Consider the following 21,397-nt stretch of genomic DNA (forward strand, 5'->3'; position numbering starts at 1 on the left):
ACCCGCTTCGGCGGGTGTTTTCATTTGAAGGGAGGGGCCTGTGTCCGATCTCGGGAACATGGTTGTCCGGTTGCGTGCTGACCTGGCCGAATACAAACAGGATATGGCCGGTGGCGCCGCCGTCGCGGTGCAAACCGGGGCCAAGATCGAGGGCGCCATGCAGGGCGCCGCGACACGAGCGGAGCAGAGCGCCGCGATCGTGGCGCGCAGCTCGGAGCGCCTGGCCGGCTCGATGAACCGGGCCGTGGAATCCACCGGCGCGCTGAACCGCCAGTTTGATGGTCTTCTGCGCACGCTCGGCGGCATCGGGCTCGGTCTCACCATCAGCGAGATGGTCAGCCTGTCGGATGCCTCCACCAATCTGGCGGCGCGCATCGGCCTGGTGTCGTCCTCGGCCGCGGCGGCGACGCAAACGCAGGCTGCGCTGTACGACATCGCGCAGCGCACGCGCCAGCAGTGGGAAGGGGTGACGCAGACCTACTCCTACCTCGCCAAGGCGGGCCAGGAGCTGGGCGTCAGCCAGGAAAAAATCTTGCGCGTGACCGAGAATACCTCCAAGGCCATTGCGCTCAGCGGCGGGGCTGCGGAAACGACCCAGGCTGCCCTGGTGCAGTTTTCGCAGGGCCTCGCCAGCGGCACGCTCCGCGGCGAAGAGCTCAATTCGGTGCTCGAGCAGGCGCCGCGCCTGGCGCAGGCATTGGCTGACGGCCTGGGCGTCTCCATCGGGGAGCTGCGCAAGCTGGGCGAAGAGGGCAAGCTGGTACCGGCGCAACTGCTGGATGCGCTCGACAAGGCCGGCAAGCAACTGCGCGCGGAGTTCGCCTCGATGCCGCTGACGGTCGAGCAGTCGTTCACCCAACTGCAGAACGCGCTCATGAAGCGCATCTCGGACATGAACGAGGCCTCGGGCGTGTTCCGCAAGCTGGCGGATGGCGTTTCCTTCCTGGCCATGAATCTGGACTACGTGACGGCGGCGCTCACCGGCCTTACCGCCGCCAAGGCGGCAGATTGGGCGCTGAATGCGGCGTCTTCGTTCGCGCGCAAGGCCGATGCAGCCATGCTGTCGGCAGCAGCGACCCGGCAGGAGACCACCGCTACGCTGCTGGCGATCGAGGCCGAGGTTGCCCGCACCGCGGCGCGCACGGCGGACATGACGGCGAGCTCGGCGGCTATCGGTGTGGCGCGTACTGAGCAGACGGCCCGTTTGGCCAGTGCCAATGCGTCGCTGCAAGCCGCTGAGGCGACGCTTGCCGCGGCCACGGCCGCCGGCGCGCTGTCCGGTGCCCTGCGGCTAGTGCGCGAGGCCGACCTACAGGCGACCGCGGCAACGGCGGCGCGCTCGGCGGCGCTGGCGGAGCTGGCCGTCCTGGGTCAGCAGCAAGTGCGCGTGAACCTTGAGGTGGCCGCCGCCACCGAGGCCAATGCAGCGGCCCAGCGCTCGCTGGCAACTGCCCAGGCGGCGGGCGCTGGTGGTGCCGGCATCGCCGCTCGGGCCCTGGGCCTGCTGGGCGGCCCGCTGGGGGCGGTGGTGACTGTGCTGGGCCTCGGTGTCACGGCGTGGGAGATCTACTCGGCCAGGCAGCGCGATGCCGCGCGCGAAGCGGCGGATTCGTCGGGCAAGCAGGCGGCCGTCAGCGTTCAGACGACGCAGCAGATCATTGACGATCTGAACAAGCAGATTGCCAAGTACCGGGAGCGCAACGAAGTGCGCGACGGCACGCCGGCGGCCGATACGGCGAGGCTGGTCGACCAGAAGCAGCGCTTGGCGGACCTGCACACGCGGAATGCTGCCATCACGCCGGAGCAACGCGCTGCCAACCCCTATAACCCGGATCTGCTGGATGAAGCGCGGCTCGAGAACGCCATCGTCGAGGCGGAGACAGCCATGCGCGCGGAGCGCGTGCGCAAGCTTCAGGCGGAAAACGAAAAGTTCGATCAGCAGCTCAAGGGCATCAACGAGAACTACGAGAAATACATCACCACGCAGAAGGGCTTGCTGGCCGAGGGTGCCATCAGCCTCTCTACCTACGTCGATCGTGTCAAGGTGGCCTATGACAAGTGGGCCGGCGGCTCCAAGGACGCGGAGACGGCCAATAAGGCCTTCCAGAACATGCTGGGCGGCCAGATGGCGTCGATCGAGCAGCAAAGCAAGCTGCGCGAAGACACGCTCAAGCGCGAGCTGGCCAACATCGACCGCCTGCGCAAGACCGGGCAGATCACGGAGAGCGAGGCGCTGCAGAGTAGCTACGATGCACGCGAGACGGCCCTGCAGGGCGAGATTGCGCAGGCCAAGCAGCTCGAGGACCTGGCCGCCGGCAAGAAAGAGCTGGCGGCACGCGAGAAGTACCACGGCGAGCGCGTGCGCCTCGAGGCGGAGCTCGCGGCGTTGGACCAGGAGCGCGTCAACGCGCTCAAGGACCAGACCGAGCAGCTCTACCGTGCCCAGGCGGACAGCGACCAGAAGACGCTGATGGGCATCGAGCAGCGCATCGTGGCCGTGAAGGACGAAACGCTGCTGTACGGGCGCCTGCCGTCGGTGATCGAGTCGGTGACGGTCGCTCGCCTCCAGGAGCGGCGGGAGGCCATTGCCATGCTCGACCCCATGAGCGACCAGCTCAAGGCGCTCGATGCGGAGATCGACGCGCGCAAGCGCCTGCAGGAGGCGCTGTCGGCCAAAGAGACCACCGAGGCCCGCTATGACCTGGCCAAGAAAACCGAGGAGGAATGGAAGCGGCTCTCCAACGAGCTGGGACAGGGCCTGACCGATTCCCTGTTCCGCGCCTTTGAATCGGGCAAGGATTTCGGCCGCACCTTCCTGGACGGCCTCAAGAACCTGGCCAAGACCACCCTGCTGCGCATTCCTATCCAGTACGTGCAGAACGGCATCCTGAGTGCCTTTGGCCTGGGTGGGGGCAGCGGTGGCGCCGGCGGGGCCATTCAAAGCGCGGCGGACCTCTACGGCATGGTCGACAAGATCAAGACGGGCTACGGCCTGGTGTCGGCCTGGCTGGGCGGTGGCGGTAGCGCGGCAACCGGCGCCACGTTCGGCGGGACCGGCTTCCTGGCTGGTGGCCTGTTCGGGGCCGGCACCGGCGCTTCGATCTATGGCGCTGGTGCCGCCGGCGTGGCCTATGGTGCGAATGCCGGCCTGTCGCTGTACGGAGCGGGTACCGCCCTGTCGCTGTCGGGCAGCACGGCCGGCCTCGGCGCAATGGCCGGCTCCGCTGGCGCCAGCGCCGGCGGCATCGGTGCCGGCATCAGCGGTGCGATGGCCGCGGTGCCGGTGGCCGGCTGGGTGGCGGCGGGGATGGCGGCGGCAGATGCCTTGTTCGCCAAAGGGTGGGACTACAAGAAAGTGGACATGAACACCCTCGGCAAGGTCTACGGGGCAGCCACGTTCGGCGCGGACAGCCTGCTGCGCAGTGTCGGCGTCAGCGATCGCTTGGCCAACGTGCTTTCCGGTGCCTCGACCATCACGGCGCTGTTCGGCCGCAAGAAGCCGGAAGTGCAGGCCGCCGGCATCGTGGGCGACTTCACCGCCGACGGGTTCAGCGGTCAGCAGTTCGTGGACTGGAAGGCCAAGGGTGGCTTGTTCCGCAGCGACAAGAAATGGACCGACTACTCGGCGCTGGACGACCAGCAATCTGCTGTGTTTGGTGGCGCCGCCAAGGGTTCGCTGGCGTTCTATGAGAATCTGGACAAGCTCGCGGGCGGTGCAGGCCTGCAAGACCGACTCGGCTCGTTCCGCTACAGCGTGCGAGCGGATCTGCGCTCGCAGGACCAGGTGGACCAGCTGCTCAAGGACATGTCGAACTCGATGGGCAGCCAGCTGCTGCCGCAGCTCGAGGCGCTCCGTCAGGGCGAGGAATCGGTGTCCGATGCGGCGCAGCGTTTGACCGATGTCTACACTTCCACCAATACGGTGGCGTCCGTCCTTGGCAAGACCACCGAACAGGCCTTTGGTGGGGTGGGCCTGGCCACGGCCAAGCTGCGGCAGAACCTGGTCGACCTGGGCGGCGGGCTGGACACGTTCAACGCCAAGGTGGCCGACTACTACGCCGGCTATTTCTCCGACGAGGAGAAGATCACCAGGTTGCGCAGCCAGCTCTCCGACAGCTTCAAGGATCTTGGGCTCGCCATGCCGGAGACCCGCGCGGGCTTCCGGGCCTTGGTCGAATCGCTGGACCTGAGCACGGACAACGGCCAGCAGCTGTTCGTGGCGATGATGAACCTGGCGCCGTCCTTCGGCCAGGTGGCGGATGCCACGGCGGCGGCGGAGGCCGCCACCAAGGCATTCGGCGACCAGGTGAAGCAGTTTCAGGACCAGCTGCTACTGGGCAACCTCTCGACGCTCACGCCCGAGCAGCAGTATGCGGAGGCGAAGCGCCGCTATGACGAAACATCGGCCAAGGCAATGGGCGGTGATGCTGATGCTCGGTCGCAGTGGTCGCAGATCGCGCAGGCCTTCCTGGAAGCATCGCGGGCCTACTACGCGAGCGGCGGCCAGTATACCGACGACTTCAACAAGGTCCAGGGTTTCAGGCCGGACGGCTCGCACGCGAACGGCCTGGCCTACGTGCCTTTCGACGGGTACATGGCGGAGCTGCACAAGGGCGAGCGGGTGCTGACCCGGGAGGAAAACGCGCGGTTCAGCAAGCCGGCGGACTGGTCCGGTTTCGGTCGGGGCGGCGCGCCGGCGATGACGGCGGAAATCAAAGCGCTGCGTGCTGAGGTTCAGGCGCTGCGCGAAGACAACCGCCAGCTCGCCGCCGCGCGCATGCAGCAGGCCCAGGACAACCACCAGGAGGCCGTCACGGTGGCCGGCCGCCAAAGCCGGCGGCTGGACGATATTTCCAACAACATCAAGCCATGACCATTGCAATTGAGGTGACTGCCTGGCGGATCTCGGCCGCGGCGGTGGAGACCTTGCGCTTTGCAAGCGAGGGCTTCACCACGCGGCCGACTGATACGCCGGCCAATGCGTACTTCGACGGCCGCCTGCAGGAGCAGCCGCGGCTGGGCCGGTCGCTGTTCGACCGCGCCACTACCTACGGCGCGTCGCGCGCCTCGGTCGGGCAGATTCGCCTTCTGAATCCCGATGGCGCGCTCGATCTGCTGGCCACCGACTACGCCGTCGACGGCCGGCCCTTCGTCGTGAAGGTCGGGCAGCTCGGCACGCCGGTGGCCACCTGGTCGACGGTGATGTCCGGTCTGCTCGATGACGTTGCCGCGGAGGACGGCGTTGTCAATCTGAAGGTGCGCGACCGCCTGGCCTTCCTGGGCAAGCCGCTGGACCGGCCCAAATACGCGGGCAGCAACGTGCTGCCCGACGGTGTGGAGGGCACGAAAGACGACCTCAAGGACCAGTACAAGCCGCGCATCTATGGCGCGGTGCTGAACGTGCCCACGAAGGCGGTCAACACGTCCAAGCTCGTCTATCAAGTCTCCGACCAGGCCTGCGCCGTGAGCGCGGTCTATGACAACGGCGTGGGGCTGGCTCGCGGCGCCGACTACGCCGACCAGACGGCGCTGCTGGCTACCGCGCCGGCGGCCGGCACGTTTCGCTGCTGGCAGGGCCTGTTCCGGCTCGGCTCCGCGCCGGCGGGCCAGGTGACAGCGGATGCGGCCACGGTCGAGCAGCGCGCGGGTGCGCTGCTCCAGCAGGTCGCGCTCGACGCGGGCATCCCCGCCGCCGACATCGAGGGCGCAGACGTGGCGGCGCTGAACGCGGCCAACGCGGCGGCGGTCGGGGTGTGGGTGGACGGCGAGACGAATGGGCAGGCGGTGATGGATACGCTCGCCAATGCCATCGGCGCCTGGTACGGCTTCGACCGGCTCAACCGCCTGCGCATGGGGCGCCTCACGCAGCCGGCGGGCGTGCCGGTTGCACGCTGGCCGGCGGATGCCGTGACCAGCCTGGTGTTGCGCGAGGCGGGCGTGCCCAACTGGCGCACCGTGGTGCGGTACGCACGGAACTACACCGTCCAGGCCCAGCCCGCCGGCAGCGTGTCGCAGGCACGCAAGGCCTTCCTTGCCGAGGAATACCGGCAGGCGGCCGTCGAGGTGCCCGCAGTCAAAACGCCGTGGCCCTCCTCGGAAGAGCTGTCGTTCGATACGGCCTTGATCGCGGAGGCTGATGCGGTGGCGGAGGCCAACAGGCGCAGCGCGCTGTATAGCGTGCGGCGCATGCTGGTTGACGCCGACGTGCCGCTGTCGGAGCTGGCCGCCGTCGACCTGGGTGCGGTCGTGATGCTGGACGGCGCCAGATACGTGGCGCCCGGGCGGCTGCTGTGCGTGATCGCGCTGGATGCCGGTGTCGATAACGACACCGTGAAACTGACATTGTGGGGGTAGGGTGGCCAACGTTCTTCTTGCGCATCCCAACATCGCCGATACCGGCACGCTGAGCGGCGGGGCCTGGCAGGTCAGCCGCGACAACCTGAAAGACCGGCGCCTGTCGCGCGTGGCGCGCACGGCAACGGCAGCCAAGGCCGACACGCAATTCACGCTGGACCTCGGTCGCAGTCGACTGATGACGGTGATTGCCATCGTTCGGCACAACGTCTCGACCTCCGGTAAGTGGCGTGTGCGTCTGGCCACCGATCCGGGCTTTGCCGCGCCGGTCTACGACAACGCGGTGACGGTGCCGCTGGACGGGTCGCCTTCGCTGCAGATGGATTTCCTCACGCAGACCTTTATGGCGTGGGAGCCAGACTGGCAACTGGCATGGCCAACGCTGTTCCCGACCAGCGTGCTCGAGTGGGAAGATGACAATTTCTGGACCGGCAGCATCACCGAGGAGGAGCGCAGGGAATATCCCTCGTTGCTGCTGGCCATTTTGCCGAAGCCGACCGCGGGCCGGTATGTCCGGGTGGAGATCGATGACGAAACGAACCCGGACGGCTATGTCGAGTTCGGCCGCATATTCGTCGGCAGTGCCTGGCAGCCCCTTTACAACGCCAACTATGGCGCGTCGATCGCCTGGGAGACCGATACCGGGATGCAGCGTGCGCTGTCCGGTACGCCGTATTTCGATCACAAGGCGGGCCGGCGCGTGACGCGCTTTGATCTCGGTTTCCTGACCCGGGATGAGGCCCTTGGCCGCATGTTCGAGATCCAGCGCAAGGCCGGCATCGACGGCGAGATCCTTCTGGTGTGGGACAGGGACGACGCGATCAATCTGATGCGGCAGTCGTATCTCGGCCGCCATCGCCAGCTCGGGCCCATCACACGGGCCTTTGTCGGTAACTTCAGCAACGCATTTGAAATCGAGGAGCTCACCTGATGACCAGCGTAACTTTCACGCCGGACGTTGGCGGCGATGGCATCACCATCGACGACAGCGATAACCCCTCCACGGGCCTGGCCAACGGTGGCCACCGCACGCGGTTCATGATCGCGCTGCAGCAGTTCCTCAAGCTCACCATCTGGGTCAAGACCACCGCGCAGGCGGTGCTGGGCTATCGGGATGCCGCCGCGACTTCGGCGGCCAGCGCGCAGGCCTTTGCCGCTGCCGCGCAGGCAGCAGCCGGCGCGCCATCCTATGCAGGCAAGGCGAACTATGTGTTTGCTGTGAACGCCAGTGCCACCGGGGTGGGTTGGACGGACACTCCTGTTCTCACGTCGGTGACTGCTCGCGTGGGAGTGCTATCGGGTGCCAGCCCGCAACTGCGTATGGACGATACCGCTCAGGCGGGGGCATTGGGGCTGTTCGATCTGCGCAACACGGGAGGCAGCTGGGCCTTGGTGCGTAACACGGCCGCAGCGCGGGATTTTTCCACGGCGACAAGCGAGTACATCGTCAGCGGCGCAGGCCGGCATTTGTTCGGGGGTGTTGCCGATGACGGTGCCACGAAATACCAGCTCACCGGCGACATCAGGGTCACGGGTGTGTTGACCGCAACCAACGTTACCGCTCCTTCCGACATCACGCTAAAGACTGACCTTGAGGCGCTGGTCGGGGTGCTGTCCATGCTGAAGCGCTTGCGCGTCGTGCGCCACGGCTGGAAGGGTGACGAGAGCGGGCGCAAGGACATAGGGGTCATTGCGCAGGACCTGCTCATGGATCTGCCGGAGCTGGTGGTGGTGGGGCCAGACGGAAAGCTCTCAGTCAACTACCCCAAGCTATCGGCAGTGCTGCTTGCGGCGATTCAGGAGCAGGACCTCCGGCTGACCGCGCTGGAGTCCCGGTAATGCTCGACTATCCGATTTCCTTCTACAGCATCAACGCTGAGATGGGGTTGGCACCCGAGACCCCCATCAGCCTCACAGACGCAAACGTCCGGCGGCTCGCCAACAAGGCGGCGGGCAGCGTGTCGCTTTCTGACCTGGTCGGTATCCAGGAGTACACCATTACAGTCGGTGTGCACTCGACCCTCGACGTGTATGGGTCGAATCTAGGGGTCATAGGCGGGGACGCATATACCGAGCCGTTTGGGGGGCACGGGCAGAGCGGAAATCCTGGCTCAAAGGCATGGACGAATGGTTGGGGTGTTCGTTCGATAACCAGCGTATGGGATGGGGGAGCTGGGAGCACTGCACTGGTCTTGACAATGCCTCCTGGGCAAGTTCCCACCTTTTCATCGCTCAGCGTGGGCACCCTCACGCTGACTAGGGCCTCAGTTGTGGAGCAGCGTCCTCTCGTCAACGGGGACGCCTACTACTTCAGGTGGATTGGCCGGATTGTCTCTCCTGATGGTGCCAGCCGGCCCGCTGTCGGAAGTCAGCTTCGCATGGCCTTGCGCCGATAGTTGCAACGCTGCATTTTTCTCGATCCATCTATCTCGCCACCTTCGGGTGGCTTTTTCTTTTGGAGGGCCGTATGCCGGCAGAAGACAAGTACAGGTATCACCAGCAGCAGCTCACCTCGCCGTCGCGCGATTTCGTGGTGGCGAACAAGGACGACAACGCGGACCTGCCGCAGGTGTCGCGCGCGATCTACGTGGGCACCGGCGGCGATGTCAACGCCGTGCGCGAAGACGGCACCGCGGTGCTGTTCAAGAACGTGCCGGCGGGTTCCATCCTGCCGATTCGTTGCTTTCGCATCAAGGCGACCGGCACCACGGCCAGCGACCTGGTGGTGCTGTGATGCAGTTGGGCATCGGGCTTTCGATTTCCGGTGTCGGGGCGCGTCGCTATGACGCCGACGATCTGGCCAGCGGCACGCTCAGCCTGAATTTCGTCGCTACCAACGACGTAACGCTGGTAGTCGATTTCGTTGCGGGGACCTACCGCGCGTGGATCGATGATCCGTCCTGGCCATATGGCGTGACGGGTGTTTTCAAGGGAAAGGCATAGCCATGCTGGTAAGCAAGAATTTCGGTGACATAGTGACCTTCATGCGTGCGTCCGTGGGATGGAGCTACAGCCCGGCCGGCGTGCTGGTGCCGAGCGCGGCCAATGGCCCACGGCTCGATTACGATCCCACGACGCAGCTCGCGCGTGGGTTGCTGCTGGAGGAGCAGCGGACGAACTTGATCCGCAACAACTCGATGGCGGGGGCCACGGCGGGCACTCCGGGCACCTTGCCAACGAATTGGTTCGTCAACTCGGCGGGAACCGCATGGAGTGTGGTGGGGGTAGGCATAGAGGGCGGCATCCCCTATATCGACATTCGATTTCAGGGAGTGCCGTCGGCGGGCACGATTCAGATTGGTCCCGAGAACTATTCGGCGCTGGCTGCGGCAACGGGCCAAACTTGGTCGTTGTCGGCATTCGTGCGCGTTGCTGCGGGGAGTTTGACGAACATCGGCAGCTTTCGTCTCAACCTGGACGAGAGCACATCCGGTGGTGCGTTTGTCTTCTCCAATACGAGTGCGGCCTTCCCGCTCGCCGCCGTGCAACTCGCGATGGGTCGGCCGTCGTATTCCCCGACGCTATCCGGCGGTGCCACGGTGGGATCGATTGCTCCCCAACTGCGGCTTGGCGTGACTGTCGGCAGCGCAATTGATGTGACTCTTCGCGTCGGCGCCCCGCAGATCGAGCAAGGCGCCTTTGCCACCGCGCCGATTCTCACCTCCGCAGCGCAGGTCACTCGCGTGCCCGACAGCGCAGTCATCGCTGACCTGAGCAAGATCGGGTTCAATGCCGCGGAGGGCACGTTCTATGCCGAGGTTGAGGCGCCCAATTCATCCATCGCCACGGCGAAAGGCATTGTCAGCATCGACGATGGCACCGAAAACAATCGCCTTACGCTGACGAAGGAGATCAACGGGAGGCTCGGTTTCGCGTCCGTCATCGGTGGCGCGGGCTCCGTCATCCTGGCATCGGTCGCCAACATGCCGGTGGGGCCGGTGAAAGTTGCGGCCGCATACAAGGCCGGCGACTTCGCCATGTGCATGGGCGGAGCGGCTCCTGTCATCTCGGCCGCCGGCGTGCTGCCGGCCGGCCTGAACGCCATGCGGCTCGGCGTGCGGTCGAACGGCGGGGCGATCAACGGCTGGCTGCGCAACGTCCGCTATATCCCCCGCCGCATTACGAATGCCGAGCTCCAAGCGCTGACCACCTGAGGCCGCCATGTTCTATGACTACTACCTACGCGGTGCTGACCGCGACACCACGCGCGCGGCATTGCTGGCCGCGGGCTTGACGGTTGACGTTGACATCGACGGCGAGACGCGGCGCGTTCCTGCCGCAGGCGCCAGCCTTTCGACCATCGGCACGATTTACACGGGTGGCGAGTGGGATGCCGACGGCAACCTGGTGACGGAGCCGGTGGCCGTGCCGGGCTGGCACGTCAACCTGCGGCTGTCGCGTCCCCTTGAGGCCTCCGAGGTTGCCGCGCTGGCCGGCATGGAGATCTCGCCGGCGCCGGCGACTCCCTACAGGGTGTGGGCCGAATGAAAATCTACCTTCACCCCCTCTGCCTGGTGTTCGTCACCAGCCGCCTGCTGCCGGCCCGCTTCGACGGCTATTCCTTTGGCCCCGTGGTCCTGGTGCGGCCGGACAGCAGCGCGGCGCTCCTCGTGCACGAGCAGACCCACGTGCGGCAGTTCTGGCGCTACCTGGGCCTCAACGGCCTGCTGTACGAGTTCAGCCCCAACTGGCGGCTTCGGCTCGAGCTCGAGGCCTACCGCGCGCAGTTGGCGGTGGCCGGCCCGGCCGCGGCGCAGGGCATGGCGTCGTCGCTGGCCAGTAACTACGGGCTGGACATCACGCAGGAGGAAGCCTATCGCCTGCTCACGGCCTAGCGCGCCGATTGCTTCACCAGTCAGCCACCCCGCGGGGTGGTTTTTTCATTCCCGCCGAGTGCGGGTTTTTTTATGCCGGGGAGGCACATGGGGGAAGACGACCCGACGCAGTTGCAGGCCGTGCTGCGTGCCATAGCGGAGCTGACAGAGGAGGTGCGGCGCTTGCGGACGGGATTTCCAGAGGGCGATTCGGATGGGCACCGGCGCTACCACGAGGAAATCATGCAGGCGATGGCGGACCGCCGGAAGCTGCGCCAGGAGCTCATCACGCACCTGCTCAAGACGAGCTCATGGGCCGCCCTGGCGGGCGTCCTGTGGGCGCTGTGGGAACACTTCATATCCAAGATCAAGGGGTAACACATGAAAAACGTTTTGCGGCGCTTGGGTTGGCGCCTGTTCTGGTCGGCGCTGGCCACCGTGCTTGCCTTCGCCATGTTCCAGCCGCTGGCCTTGGCCACCGCCGTGCCGGAGGTGGCGGCCGTGCTGCCGGCGCTTGCGGTGGTCTACTGGGTGGAGATGTCCGTGCTGGTCATGCGCGTGGCGCTCCACCCGCGGTTGGACTTCCAGGACATCGCGCGCGATGCCGTGGCCAGCTCGACGGCGGGCGTTGGTGCAGCGATCGTGTTCGCAGTGCTCTCGATGGGCGTATTGGCGCGTATGGGGGTGATCCTATGGATCGTCTACGGCGCGCGCTGATCGAGGGCCTCGCCGCGTGCGAGGTCTTCCTGTTGCCGGCGCTCACGCTCCTGCTCCTGTGGCTGGCCGGGCCGGCCGCGGCGCAGCTACCTGGTGACGCGCCGCGCTACCTGCCCCAGCTGCAGCACGAGCTGGCCGCGGCCTGGCCGGATGTCGCGCCGCGCGCCTGGGTGCCGGCGCTGATCGAGCAGGAAAGCCTTTGGCGCGTCAATGCCACGCTGCGGACGGCGCGCGAGCACGGTTGCGGCTTCGGGCAATTTACGCGCGCCTACGATGCCGGCGGCCGCATCCGATTCGATGCGCTGGCCGAGACGCGGGCACTCGATCCCGGGCTCGCTGGTTGGTCGTGGGCTGACTGCGCGCGCCCGGAATATCAGTTGCGTGCGGTGGTGGTGAAGCTGCGCATGCACGATCGGCAGTGCCAGCCGCTCATGCACGAGAACCGCCAGGTGAAGGCCTGCGCGGCCGCTATGTACAACGGCGGCGCGGGATCGGTAGCCAAGCGCGTGCGTAGCTGCAGCTTGGTCGCTGGGTGCGACCCGGGTACCTGGTTTGGTCATCTCGATCACCAGTGCCCGCAGTCGCACGAGCGAGCGGCCGGCTATGCCGAGTCGTTCTGCGAGATCAACAGCAAGTATCCCGCGCGCGTCGAGGCGCGCATGCCCAAGTACGTGGAGACGATGCGATGAAGGTAATCAACTGGAGCGCCGCCGGCGTTGCGGCACTGCTCGGCGGCGTGCTGGCGTTGGTGCTGGCCAACTGGCTTTACTTCGCCCCGCGCGCGGAAGCCGCCGGCCAGGCGCTGGCGGCGGCCAATCAGCTGGCCGGCCGGGTGCAGGACGCGAATGAGCGCTGCGCTGCCGACGTGGGCACGGCCAACGCGGCCGTCGCGGCGCTGAAACAGGCGGCAGAGACGCGCGCCGCCAGCGCGGCCGCGGCGCTGGCCGAGGCGCAGGGGCGGGCCACCGAGGCGGAGAAGAAGGCCGACTACCTGGCGCGCCGGCCGCCGTCTAAACCTGCCGACCTATGCGGCTCGCTCGACGAGCTGCTGACCGAAGCGATCAAGGAACGGAGGACAGCGCAATGAAATTCCAGTTTTCGAAAAATCGAAATTTCGTGGTGCTCGCGGGGCTTGGCACGCTGCTGGCCGGCTGCGGCAGTGCGCCACCGCAGGTAATCAACCAGACGAAGACCGTTGAGGTGCCGGTGGCCGTGCCGTGCAAGGTGAAGGCGGTGGAGAAGCCGGCTTGGGCGCTGGGCCAAGCTGACCCGGGGGCCGACGTGTATGTGAAGGGGCGGGCGGCGCTGGTGGAGGTGCGCCAGCGCGAGGCGTATGAGATCCTGCTGGAGGCGGCCGCCGCGGCGTGCCGGTAGCCAGCGGCCGGCATGTCCCGCTACTGGCCAGCCTTGACGCGCGGCGGTAACGGCGCCGGCTCGGCGGCCATTCCCTCGGCTGGGTAGAGCCGCAGGAAGGTGCGTGCCCTTTCCGGGTCCCGGCAGGTCAGCCAGTCGTCCCACTCGGCGCGCGGCAGCACGACCACGCCGCGCTTTTCTTTCCCTGGTCGATGGAACCGGCTCAACAGCGAATGGCTCTCCGCGTTGACCGTCGGCATGGTGAACGTCAGCGCGCCGTCCGAGCGGGCACTCCACAGGCCGGCGATGGCGAACGGTTCGCCGGCGGCCAGGTAGATGCGCCAACGCACCGATGGGGCGCTTGCCGACTCGTAGTAGGGCTCATAGAAGCCGGCGGCCGGAATGAGGCAGAGCTGGCCGGCTGCCCACGGCCCTTTGAATGAGCCGCGGGAGCCAATGGTCTCAAGCCTCGCGTTCATCGTGTCATAGTCCTTCAACTTGGGCGGCGCGCCGGTCCTTCGCTCCGCCTCCTCATTGCGCCACTTGATTTCCGCGCGCGGCACCATGCCGAAGCCGGCCAGTACGCACTCGCGGTGGCCGTCGCCGCCGGCGCGCACGATGGGTGCCAGATAGTCGCGGTAGGTCTCGGGCTTCCAGTCTTGGTCCGGTGGCTTGATGCCGAACACCTGCAGCAGTACCTGGCGCTGCAGCGGAGCATAGTTCGTGCACATGTGGTCATCCCCTTCGGCGAAGGTGGCGCTTTGCGATGCGTTCCTGCGCGCCCCGGTGCATGTCCTCGAAGATCCTGACCTCTCTGTCTGAGGGCACCTTGCCAGACCAGTTTCGAGAGCCGGGAAACGGGCTCTTGTAGTCGTCCTCGATCTCCTCGATGACACATGGCTCCGCATTGAATGTACGGAGGGTGGATTGGGTCATCGCGGGAACGCCAGCGTGCTTCTCATCGACGAGGGAAACGAAGTAGCGAGCTTGGCGTATGAGGCTGCGGAGCCTTGCTATTTCCCATAGTAGATCGCGCACATCGGGCGAGCGGTTTCGAACGCCGATGTCGCGCAATTCCTCGCTTGTTAGGGCGGGGAGGTCCGGGGGCAGTGAGTCTCGAATCAGAGGCATATACTGTACAAATATACAGTATTCTTGGTGAAAGAAAAGAGGAAAATCGATAGAAGGCGCGTGGCTTTTCGGCGTGGTTTTGTATATAAGTAACTGAATAAATTAGATAATTAACGCCCTGCAAAGCCGTACACGGCGGTTCGATTCCGTTCCCCCCGCCTCCAGCATCGCTGGCCGGTGCCGCTTCGCGCATCGGCCATGTGTGTGGCCGCCGCGGCATGCGGCAGGCGCTCCGCGCGCCTTTTCCGTTTTCCGTTTTTTCCCCGCCGTTCCCCCCCAAATGCGTGATGCGACCCCGCGCGATGTGGCCCGCCGTTCGCCGCGCGCCCGCGCCATGCGCACAGAGGGTTTCCTGCCGTATTCCCGGCTGGAACAAGTCGGCCGAATCATGTAGTGTGAAGTCAACGCAGTCCATCCATGACAACCTCCGTCATCGTGCGTGGCGGGGAGACAATTGCAATGACAAGAGATCTGCGTGTCCGCGCCGCACAACCGGCCGACTGGCCGGCCATCGCGGAAATACTCCAGTCCTGCGGGCTTGCCAGCGACGATCTCGATCCGTCGCTGGCGTCGTTCCATGTCGCCCTGCTCGACGGCCTGCTGGTCGGCTGCGCCGGCACCGAGGCCTACGGCGACACGGTGGTGGTGCGTTCGGTGGCGGTGCTGCCGCCATACCGCGACCGCGGCGTCGCCACTCACATGGTGTCCGCCGCGATGATGCGCGCGCGCGCCAACGGCTGCGTGCGGGCGGTGCTGCTCAGCGCCAACTGTCCCAACTACTTCGCCCGCTACGGCTTCTCGCTGATCTCGGCGGAGTGCCTGCCGCCGGCGGTGCGCGCCTCGCGCGAGTTCCAGCGGCAGGAAGGCGCGTTGCCGCTGTGCATGTGCTGCGAGCTGAAATAGGCCGGCCAGCGCCGGATGACACAGAGATGAAATACCGATGACCTCGCCCACGCCGGTGGCGGCACCCATGCAGCCGGAGCCGGCGCCATTCGACTACCTGGTCTACATCGGCCGCTTCGAGCCGTTCCACGACGGGCACTTCGCCATGCTGCGCCGGGCGCTGTCGCAGGCGCGCGCGGTGGTGGTGGTGCTCGGCTCGGCCGGCGGCGCGCGCACCGTGAAGAACCCGTTTACCGAAACCGAGCGCCGCCGCATGATCGAAGCCGCGGTGGCCGGCTGGGACGCCGCCCGCGTGGCCGACCTGCGCTTCGTCGCCGTGCGCGACTACTACCAGGGCCAGCGCTGGGCCGCCGCGGTGCGCGCCGCCGTGGGCGCGGCGCTCGAGGCGGAAGCCGGTGGCAAGCCCGCCGCGCGCGTCGGCCTGTTCGGCCATTTCAAGGATGCGTCCTCGGGGTATCTCAACGATTTTCCCGGCTGGCCGCTGGTGCCGCAGCCGAGCTTCGGCCAGCTCAACGCGGCCGACGTGCGCCGCCAGTGGTTCGCGCAGGCCGGCGCGCTCGACGGCGCGGCGCACGTGCTGCCGGCCCCGGTCGCGGCCTTCCTGCGCGAGTTCGCCGGCAGCGAGGCCTTTGCCGTGCTGCTGGCGGAGTACCGTTTCCTGGAAGACCATCGCCGCCGCTGGGCGGCCGCGCCGTATCCGCCGGTGTTCGTCACCGTCGATGCGGTGGTGCGCTGCCGCGGCCACGTGCTGCTGATCCGCCGCGGCGGCCAGCCCGGGCGCGGCGCGTGGGCGCTGCCGGGCGGCTTCCTCGACCAGCACGAGCGCGTGGCCGACGCGGTGCTGCGCGAGCTCGACGAGGAGACCCGCTTCGACCTGCCCAGGGCGGCGCTGCGGCAGGCGTGCCGCGGGCAGGCGCTGTTCGACCATCCCGAGCGCAGCCAGCGCGGGCGCACGCTGACCCATGCGTTCTTCTTCGACCTCGCGCTCGACGCGCTGCCCGAGGTGGACGCCGCCGACGACGCGGCCGCGGTGCGCTGGGTGCCGCAGCACGAACTGCTGGCGCGGGAAGGGCAGATGTTCGAGGACCACCTGCTGATCCTCGACCATTTCCTGCACTTGTTCGACGGGGCCGACGCGGCCGACGGCGAGCCGGCTTCTCAGTGACCGCCCAGATAGGCCTGCGCCAGCGCCGGATCGCGCGCGAGCTGGTCGGCCGGGCCGCTGGCCACCACGCGGCCTTCCTCCATCACGTAGCCGCGGTCGGCCAGCGCCAGCGCGAGCGCCGCCATCTGGTCCACCAGCAGGATGCTGATCGACGCCTCGCGCAACTGGTCCAGCGAATCGAACAGCTCGGCGATGACCTTGGGCGCCAGCCCCAGCGACGGTTCGTCCAGCAGCAGCACGCGCGGGCGCGACATCAGCGCGCGCGCGATCGCCAGCATCTGCTGCTCGCCGCCGGACAGCAGGCCGGCGCGCTGATGCTGGCGCTCGCGCAGGCGCGGGAAGCGGGCCATCATGGCCTCCACGCGCTTGACCATCTCCATGTGCGGCAGCGGGCCGGACGGAAACGCGCCGAGGCGCAGGTTGTCGAGCACCGACAGTTCCGGGAACACCTGCCGGCCTTCCGGCACCAGCACCACGCCCATCGCCGCGATCTGCCCGGCGTCGAGCCGGGCCAGGTCGGTGCCGTCGAAGGTGATGCCGCCCTGCACCGGCCGGTGCAGGCCCGACAGCGCGCGCATCAGCGTGGACTTGCCGGCGCCGTTGGCGCCGAGCAGCGCCACCATCTCGCCTTCGCGCACCTGCAGCGCCACGTCGTGCAGCACCGGCGCGGCGCCGTAGCCCGCGCACAGCGCGGACACGCCCAGCACTTCCGGCAACGCCTCGGAAGACGCCTTGCGCGCCCGCGCGCCGTCCTGCCCGGCCAGCGCGCCGGCCTCGCCCAGGTAGGCGCGCCGCACCTGCGGGTCGCCGCGGATGGCGGCCGGCGTGCCCGCGGCGAGGTGCTGGCCGGCGTCGATCGCCACGATGCCGTCGGACACGTCCATCACCAGCGACATGTCGTGTTCCACCAGCCCCACCGCGATGCCGCTGGCGGCGATGCCGCGCAGCAGCGTGCCCAGGCGCGCCTTGTCCTCGCGCGACAGGCCGGCGGCCGGCTCGTCGAGCAGCAGCACCGCGGGGCGCGTGGCCAGCGCGCGGGCGATCTCCACCAGGCGCCGGTCGACGTGGGCGAGGTCGGCCGCGCCGGCGTCGGGGTCGCCGGCGTAGCCGCACGCGGCCAGCAGTGCCAGCGCCTGGCGCCGCACCGCCGGCGCGTTGAAGCCGGCGATGCCGAGCAGCGGCCCGAGGCGCCCGCGCCGCAGCGCGATGGCGACGTTGTCCACCGCGCTCATGCCGGCGAACAGCTGCGAGGTCTGGTAGGTGCGCGCGATGCCGTTGCGCGCGCTGTGGCAGGCGCCGCGCGCGGGCAGCGCGGCCTCGCCCAGGCTGCGGCCGCCGGCGCGCGGCCGGTAGTAGCCGGACAGCATGTTGAGCACGGTCGACTTGCCCGCGCCGTTGGGGCCGATCAGGCTGGTCACGGCGCCGGCCGGCAGGTCGAAGGACAGGTCGTCGACCGCGCGCACGCCGCCGAACACCATCGACAGGCCGCGCGCGGCCAGCCCGCGCCGCGCCTCGGTGGGCAACTGCGGCAGCCCGGCGGCCGCACCCTCGCGCGGCGCGGCGCGCGGCGCGCGCGCGCGCTGCCACAGCCGTGCCAGCAGGCCGGCCATGCCGCCCGGCGCCACCCACAGCACCAGCAACAGCAGGCCGCCGAAGAACAGCAGGCGCAGGTTCTCCAGGCTCGACAGCAGCTCGGGCAGCACGCCCACCACCACCGCGCCCAGCACCGGCCCGGCCACCGTGCCGGCGCCGCCGATCATCACCACCAGCACGAACAGGATCGACTGCAGGAACGAGAACATGCCCGGCGTGACCATGCCCTGCAGCGGCGCGAACAGACCGCCGGCCAGCCCCGCCAGCGCGGCCGAGATGGCGAACGCCACGGTCTTGACCACCAGCGGGTCGATGCCGACCGAGGCCGCCGCGGTCTCGCTGTCGCGCACCGCGCGCATGGCCGCGCCCCACGGCCCGCGCGCGATGCGCGCATAGGCCGCCAGCGCGAGCCCCAGCACCACCAGCGCGATCAGCGCCAGCGCGCGCTCGCCGCCGTCCACGCCGGGCAGCGCCGGCTGGGCGATGCCCATCAGGCCGTTCTGCCCGCCGGTCAGCGCGCGCCATTCCACCGCGCCGTGCTCGACGATGAAGCCGAAGGCGATCGTCACCATCGCCAGCCCGGGCCCCTTCACGCGCAGCGCCGGCAGCGCCAGCAGCGCGCCGGTGGCCGCCGCCAGCAGCGCGCCCACCGGCCACGCCGCCCAGAAGCTCCAGCCGGCCTGCCCGGTCAGCACCGCCACCGCGTAGGCGCCGATCGCATAGAAACCCACGTGGCCGAACGAGACCTGCCCGGTCAGCCCGAGCAGCAGGTTCAGGCCCACGCCGCAGATCGCCAGCATGGCGACCCCGGCGATGACGAAGACGAAGTAACCGTTGACCAGCAGCGCCGCGGCGCCGGCGGCCGTCAGCGCGAGCGCCATCGCGCCGACCTGCAGCGGCGTGCCGAGGCCCAGCAGCGGCGCTTTCGGCGCGTCGGCGGCGGGCGTTGCCCGCGGCGCGGATGCCAGAGTGGAATCATTCATACCTTGCGCACCTCCGCGCGCCCGAACAGGCCGTCAGGCCGCATGGCCAGCAGCACGATCACCAGCGTGAAGGTGATGATCTGGGTGTAGCCCGAGCCGAGCGACGCCGTCACCAGCGCCTCGGCCACGCCGAAGATCAGCCCCGCCACCATCACGCCCCAGGCGCTGCCCAGCCCGCCGAGGATGGCCACCGCGAAGGCCTTGAGGCCGAACACGGTGCCCATGTCGGACTGCACGTTGAACAGCGGCGCGATCAGCACGCCGGCAATGCCGGCCAGCAGCGTGGACAGCGCGAACGACGCCGCCACCAGGCGCCGGATCGGGATGCCCATCAGGCGCGCGGCGTCGCGGTTCTGCACCACCGCCAGCATCGCCACGCCCCAGCGCGAGCGGCGCAGCGCGAGATGCAGCACGCCCGCCAGCGCCAGCCCGATCACCGGGATCAGCAACTGCAGCGGGTAGACGCCCACGCCGGTGTCGCCAAGCTGCATCGATGATGCCGCCAGCGGCGAGGGCAGGCTGCGCGGCTCGGTGCCGAAGGTCAGCATCACCACGTTGTCGAGCACGATGCCCAGCGCCACCGTGGCCATCAGCCACGCATTGGAGCCGCGGCTGGCGAACGGGCGCACCGCCAGGAACTCCACCGCCAGCCCGTACAGCGCGCACAGCGCCAGCGCCAGCAGCACCGCCAGCGGCATCGGCCAGCCCAGCGTCTGCGCGAAGGTGTAGGCCAGCACCGCGCCGAGCATCATCGAGCTGCCCTGCGCGAAGTTGACCGTGGCCGAGACCGCGTAGGTGATGTGGAAGCCCAGTGCCATCAGCCCGTACATGCTGCCCAGGCCGAGGCCGCTGATGAGGGCGGAGATCCATAACATGGTGAGTCCTTGTGGTGCCTTTCTCTTTCTATGCGGATGTAGTTCGGGGGAGCGCCCGCAACGACGCTCCCGCCTTACTTCGCCACCGGCACGATCCGGTTGTCGACGAACTGCGCCCACACGTAGTCGTTCTCGCTCAGCGCGTCATGCACTTCCGGCGTGAACGGCTTGACGTAGGTCTTGATCAGGCCCTCGTAGCGGTCGATCTTGTAGAAGCCCTCGCGTACCGCGTCGCCCTTGGTGGAGCCGGCGCGCGCGATGGCCAGCGCGGCCAGCTGCGTGGCGTCGTAGGCGTTGGCCACGCCGACCGCCGGCGTGATGTCGTCCGGGCCCTTGATGTCGCTGTACTTGGCCTTGAGCTCGGCGACCACGCGCGTGCTGACCGGCGTGGGGGTGCCGAAGAAGCTGTAGGTCTGCACGAAGTGGACGTTCCTGGCATTGGCGCCGGCCAGCTCGGTGAAGCGCCCGCCGGCGGGGCCCCAGTGCGAGACCACCGGCACCTTCCAGCCCATGCGGTCGAGCGACTTCACCACCTGCGCCGACGGCCCCACGTTGCCGACCATGAACAGCACGTCGGCGCCGGCGGCCTTGAGGCGGCCGAGCTGCGGCACCACGTCGACGTCGTTGGCCTCGAACTTCTCTACGCCGGCCGGCTTCATGCCCTTGGCCGCGAGCGCGGCGACGATGCCCTTCTCGTTCGATTCGCCCCACGGGTTGTTGACCAGGATCAGGCCGGGCTTGCTGGCGTTGAAGCTCTTCTGCGCGTACTGCAGCATGGCCTTGTCGACCACCTCGTCCACCGCCGAGACGCGGAAGGCGTAGTTGGGATTGGCGCCGTTGCGCGTGATCGGCGTGCCGGCCGCCCACGGTCCCATGAACGGCACCTTCTCCTGGTTGGCGATCGGCACGATGGCCATCGACACCGGCGTGTCGAGCCCGCCGAACAGCACCGCGACCTTTTCCTTGTAGATCAGCTCGCGCGCGGCCAGCACGCCCTTGGCGGGGTTGCCTTCGTCGTCGCGCCGCACCAGCTCCAGCTTGCGCCCGCCCAGCAGGCCGCCCTTGGCGTTGATCTCGTCGATGGCGATGGTCATGCCGCGCGTGAGCGCCTCGCCGGCGCGCGCCGACTGGCCGGACAGGGCCGTGACCAGCCCGATCTTGATGGTGTCGGCCGCGAGCGCGGGCAGGGCGGGCAAGGCGCAGGCGGCGGCGATGGCGGCCAGCACGGCGCGGCGAGAGACGGTGGTCATGGCAGTTCTCCGGAGATGGGAAAAAGCAGGGGCAGGCGAGGATGGGAATGGGCTACGGGCACTGCCGCTCGCAAGACGCATGCCATCCGTCGGCGAAACGGGGTGAAACCCCGCGACGACGCGGAATTCGATACGTAGACGATATGGCCTGCTTTTTGCGAACGATCCTACAAAGAAGTTGCATACGATCAACGCAGCCCGTCCCTGCACGATGTCGGTGCCCGGCGCCCTGAGCGGTGGCGGGGCTGCACCGAAGCGG

20 protein-coding genes are annotated in these 21,397 nt (G+C 68.1%); 16 read left to right on the forward strand and 4 right to left on the reverse strand.

Going from position 1 to position 21,397, the window contains the following annotated elements:
- Positions 1–40 precede the first annotated feature (40 nt).
- The 14 genes from KF708C_RS31490 to KF708C_RS31555 all read left to right on the forward strand — a co-directional run bounded on the left by KF708C_RS31490 (position 41) and on the right by KF708C_RS31555 (position 13,259).
- Complete coding sequence (locus tag KF708C_RS31490; protein ID WP_156174040.1) at positions 41–4,873, forward strand: tape measure protein; 4,833 nt, start codon at positions 41–43, stop codon at positions 4,871–4,873.
- Positions 4,870–6,354 carry a hypothetical protein gene (locus tag KF708C_RS31495; RefSeq protein ID WP_156174041.1) on the forward strand — a complete coding sequence of 495 codons (1,485 nt, stop codon included), beginning with the start codon at positions 4,870–4,872 and terminating at the stop codon, positions 6,352–6,354. Before KF708C_RS31490 ends, KF708C_RS31495 begins: the two co-directional genes overlap by 4 nt.
- A 1-nt stretch (position 6,355) precedes the next feature.
- Entirely contained in the window at positions 6,356–7,285 is a 930-nt protein-coding gene (locus tag KF708C_RS31500) for a hypothetical protein (RefSeq protein ID WP_059415615.1), read from the forward strand.
- Entirely contained in the window at positions 7,285–8,193 is a 909-nt protein-coding gene (locus tag KF708C_RS31505) for a tail fiber domain-containing protein (RefSeq protein WP_059415618.1), read from the forward strand. Before KF708C_RS31500 ends, KF708C_RS31505 begins: the two co-directional genes overlap by 1 nt.
- A gap of 628 nt (positions 8,194–8,821) precedes the next feature.
- Complete coding sequence (locus KF708C_RS31510) at positions 8,822–9,088, forward strand: spike base protein, RCAP_Rcc01079 family (RefSeq protein WP_059415620.1); 267 nt, start codon at positions 8,822–8,824, stop codon at positions 9,086–9,088.
- On the forward strand, positions 9,088–9,297 hold the full coding sequence (locus tag KF708C_RS31515; RefSeq protein WP_059415622.1) for a hypothetical protein: 210 nt from the start codon (positions 9,088–9,090) through the stop codon (positions 9,295–9,297). The genes KF708C_RS31510 and KF708C_RS31515 overlap by 1 nt, the downstream gene beginning before the upstream one ends.
- A gap of 2 nt (positions 9,298–9,299) precedes the next feature.
- Positions 9,300–10,508: a phage head spike fiber domain-containing protein gene (locus tag KF708C_RS31520; RefSeq protein ID WP_059415624.1), complete on the forward strand. Its 1,209-nt coding sequence runs from the start codon at positions 9,300–9,302 to the stop codon at positions 10,506–10,508.
- A gap of 7 nt (positions 10,509–10,515) precedes the next feature.
- The gene (locus KF708C_RS31525) at positions 10,516–10,842 is read left to right on the forward strand and encodes a hypothetical protein (protein ID WP_059415626.1); all 327 of its coding nucleotides are present in this window, start codon (positions 10,516–10,518) and stop codon (positions 10,840–10,842) included.
- Complete coding sequence (locus KF708C_RS31530; RefSeq protein ID WP_059415628.1) at positions 10,839–11,189, forward strand: hypothetical protein; 351 nt, start codon at positions 10,839–10,841, stop codon at positions 11,187–11,189. Before KF708C_RS31525 ends, KF708C_RS31530 begins: the two co-directional genes overlap by 4 nt.
- An 87-nt stretch (positions 11,190–11,276) precedes the next feature.
- Entirely contained in the window at positions 11,277–11,546 is a 270-nt protein-coding gene (locus KF708C_RS31535; RefSeq protein WP_059415630.1) for a hypothetical protein, read from the forward strand.
- A 3-nt stretch (positions 11,547–11,549) separates the two neighbouring features.
- Positions 11,550–11,885, forward strand: coding sequence for an oligosaccharide flippase family protein (locus KF708C_RS31540; RefSeq protein ID WP_156174042.1), 336 nt, complete (start codon positions 11,550–11,552; stop codon positions 11,883–11,885).
- On the forward strand, positions 11,861–12,574 hold the full coding sequence (locus KF708C_RS31545) for a hypothetical protein (protein ID WP_059415634.1): 714 nt from the start codon (positions 11,861–11,863) through the stop codon (positions 12,572–12,574). Before KF708C_RS31540 ends, KF708C_RS31545 begins: the two co-directional genes overlap by 25 nt.
- Positions 12,571–12,972 (forward strand): hypothetical protein, encoded by a 402-nt coding sequence (locus tag KF708C_RS31550; protein ID WP_059415635.1) that lies wholly within the window; start codon positions 12,571–12,573, stop codon positions 12,970–12,972. The genes KF708C_RS31545 and KF708C_RS31550 overlap by 4 nt, the downstream gene beginning before the upstream one ends.
- Positions 12,969–13,259, forward strand: coding sequence for a hypothetical protein (locus KF708C_RS31555; protein ID WP_059415637.1), 291 nt, complete (start codon positions 12,969–12,971; stop codon positions 13,257–13,259). Before KF708C_RS31550 ends, KF708C_RS31555 begins: the two co-directional genes overlap by 4 nt.
- A 20-nt stretch (positions 13,260–13,279) precedes the next feature.
- Here the strand turns inward: KF708C_RS31555 and KF708C_RS31560 are convergent, their stop codons facing one another.
- Entirely contained in the window at positions 13,280–13,969 is a 690-nt protein-coding gene (locus tag KF708C_RS31560; RefSeq protein ID WP_059415639.1) for an SOS response-associated peptidase, read from the reverse strand.
- Between the two features lie 859 nt (positions 13,970–14,828).
- Between KF708C_RS31560 and KF708C_RS31570 the strand changes: the two genes are divergently transcribed.
- On the forward strand, positions 14,829–15,272 hold the full coding sequence (locus KF708C_RS31570) for a GNAT family N-acetyltransferase (protein WP_020205248.1): 444 nt from the start codon (positions 14,829–14,831) through the stop codon (positions 15,270–15,272).
- A gap of 37 nt (positions 15,273–15,309) precedes the next feature.
- Entirely contained in the window at positions 15,310–16,437 is a 1,128-nt protein-coding gene (locus tag KF708C_RS31575) for a bifunctional nicotinamide-nucleotide adenylyltransferase/Nudix hydroxylase (RefSeq protein ID WP_082080165.1), read from the forward strand.
- Here the strand turns inward: KF708C_RS31575 and KF708C_RS31580 are convergent.
- The 3 genes from KF708C_RS31580 to KF708C_RS31590 all read right to left on the reverse strand — a co-directional run bounded on the left by KF708C_RS31580 (position 16,431) and on the right by KF708C_RS31590 (position 21,138).
- Positions 16,431–19,013, reverse strand: a complete 2,583-nt coding sequence (locus KF708C_RS31580) for a branched-chain amino acid ABC transporter ATP-binding protein/permease (protein ID WP_059415643.1) — start codon at positions 19,011–19,013, stop codon at positions 16,431–16,433. The genes KF708C_RS31575 and KF708C_RS31580 overlap by 7 nt on opposite strands.
- A complete protein-coding gene (locus KF708C_RS31585; RefSeq protein ID WP_020205251.1) occupies positions 19,010–19,888 on the reverse strand; it encodes a branched-chain amino acid ABC transporter permease in 879 nt (292 codons plus the stop codon). The genes KF708C_RS31580 and KF708C_RS31585 overlap by 4 nt, the downstream gene beginning before the upstream one ends.
- Positions 19,889–19,962: 74 nt before the next feature.
- Entirely contained in the window at positions 19,963–21,138 is a 1,176-nt protein-coding gene (locus KF708C_RS31590) for an ABC transporter substrate-binding protein (RefSeq protein WP_020205252.1), read from the reverse strand.
- Between the last annotated feature and the right edge of the window lie 259 nt (positions 21,139–21,397).

The organism is Cupriavidus basilensis (assembly GCF_000876015.1).
GTDB lineage: Bacteria > Pseudomonadota > Gammaproteobacteria > Burkholderiales > Burkholderiaceae > Cupriavidus > Cupriavidus basilensis_B.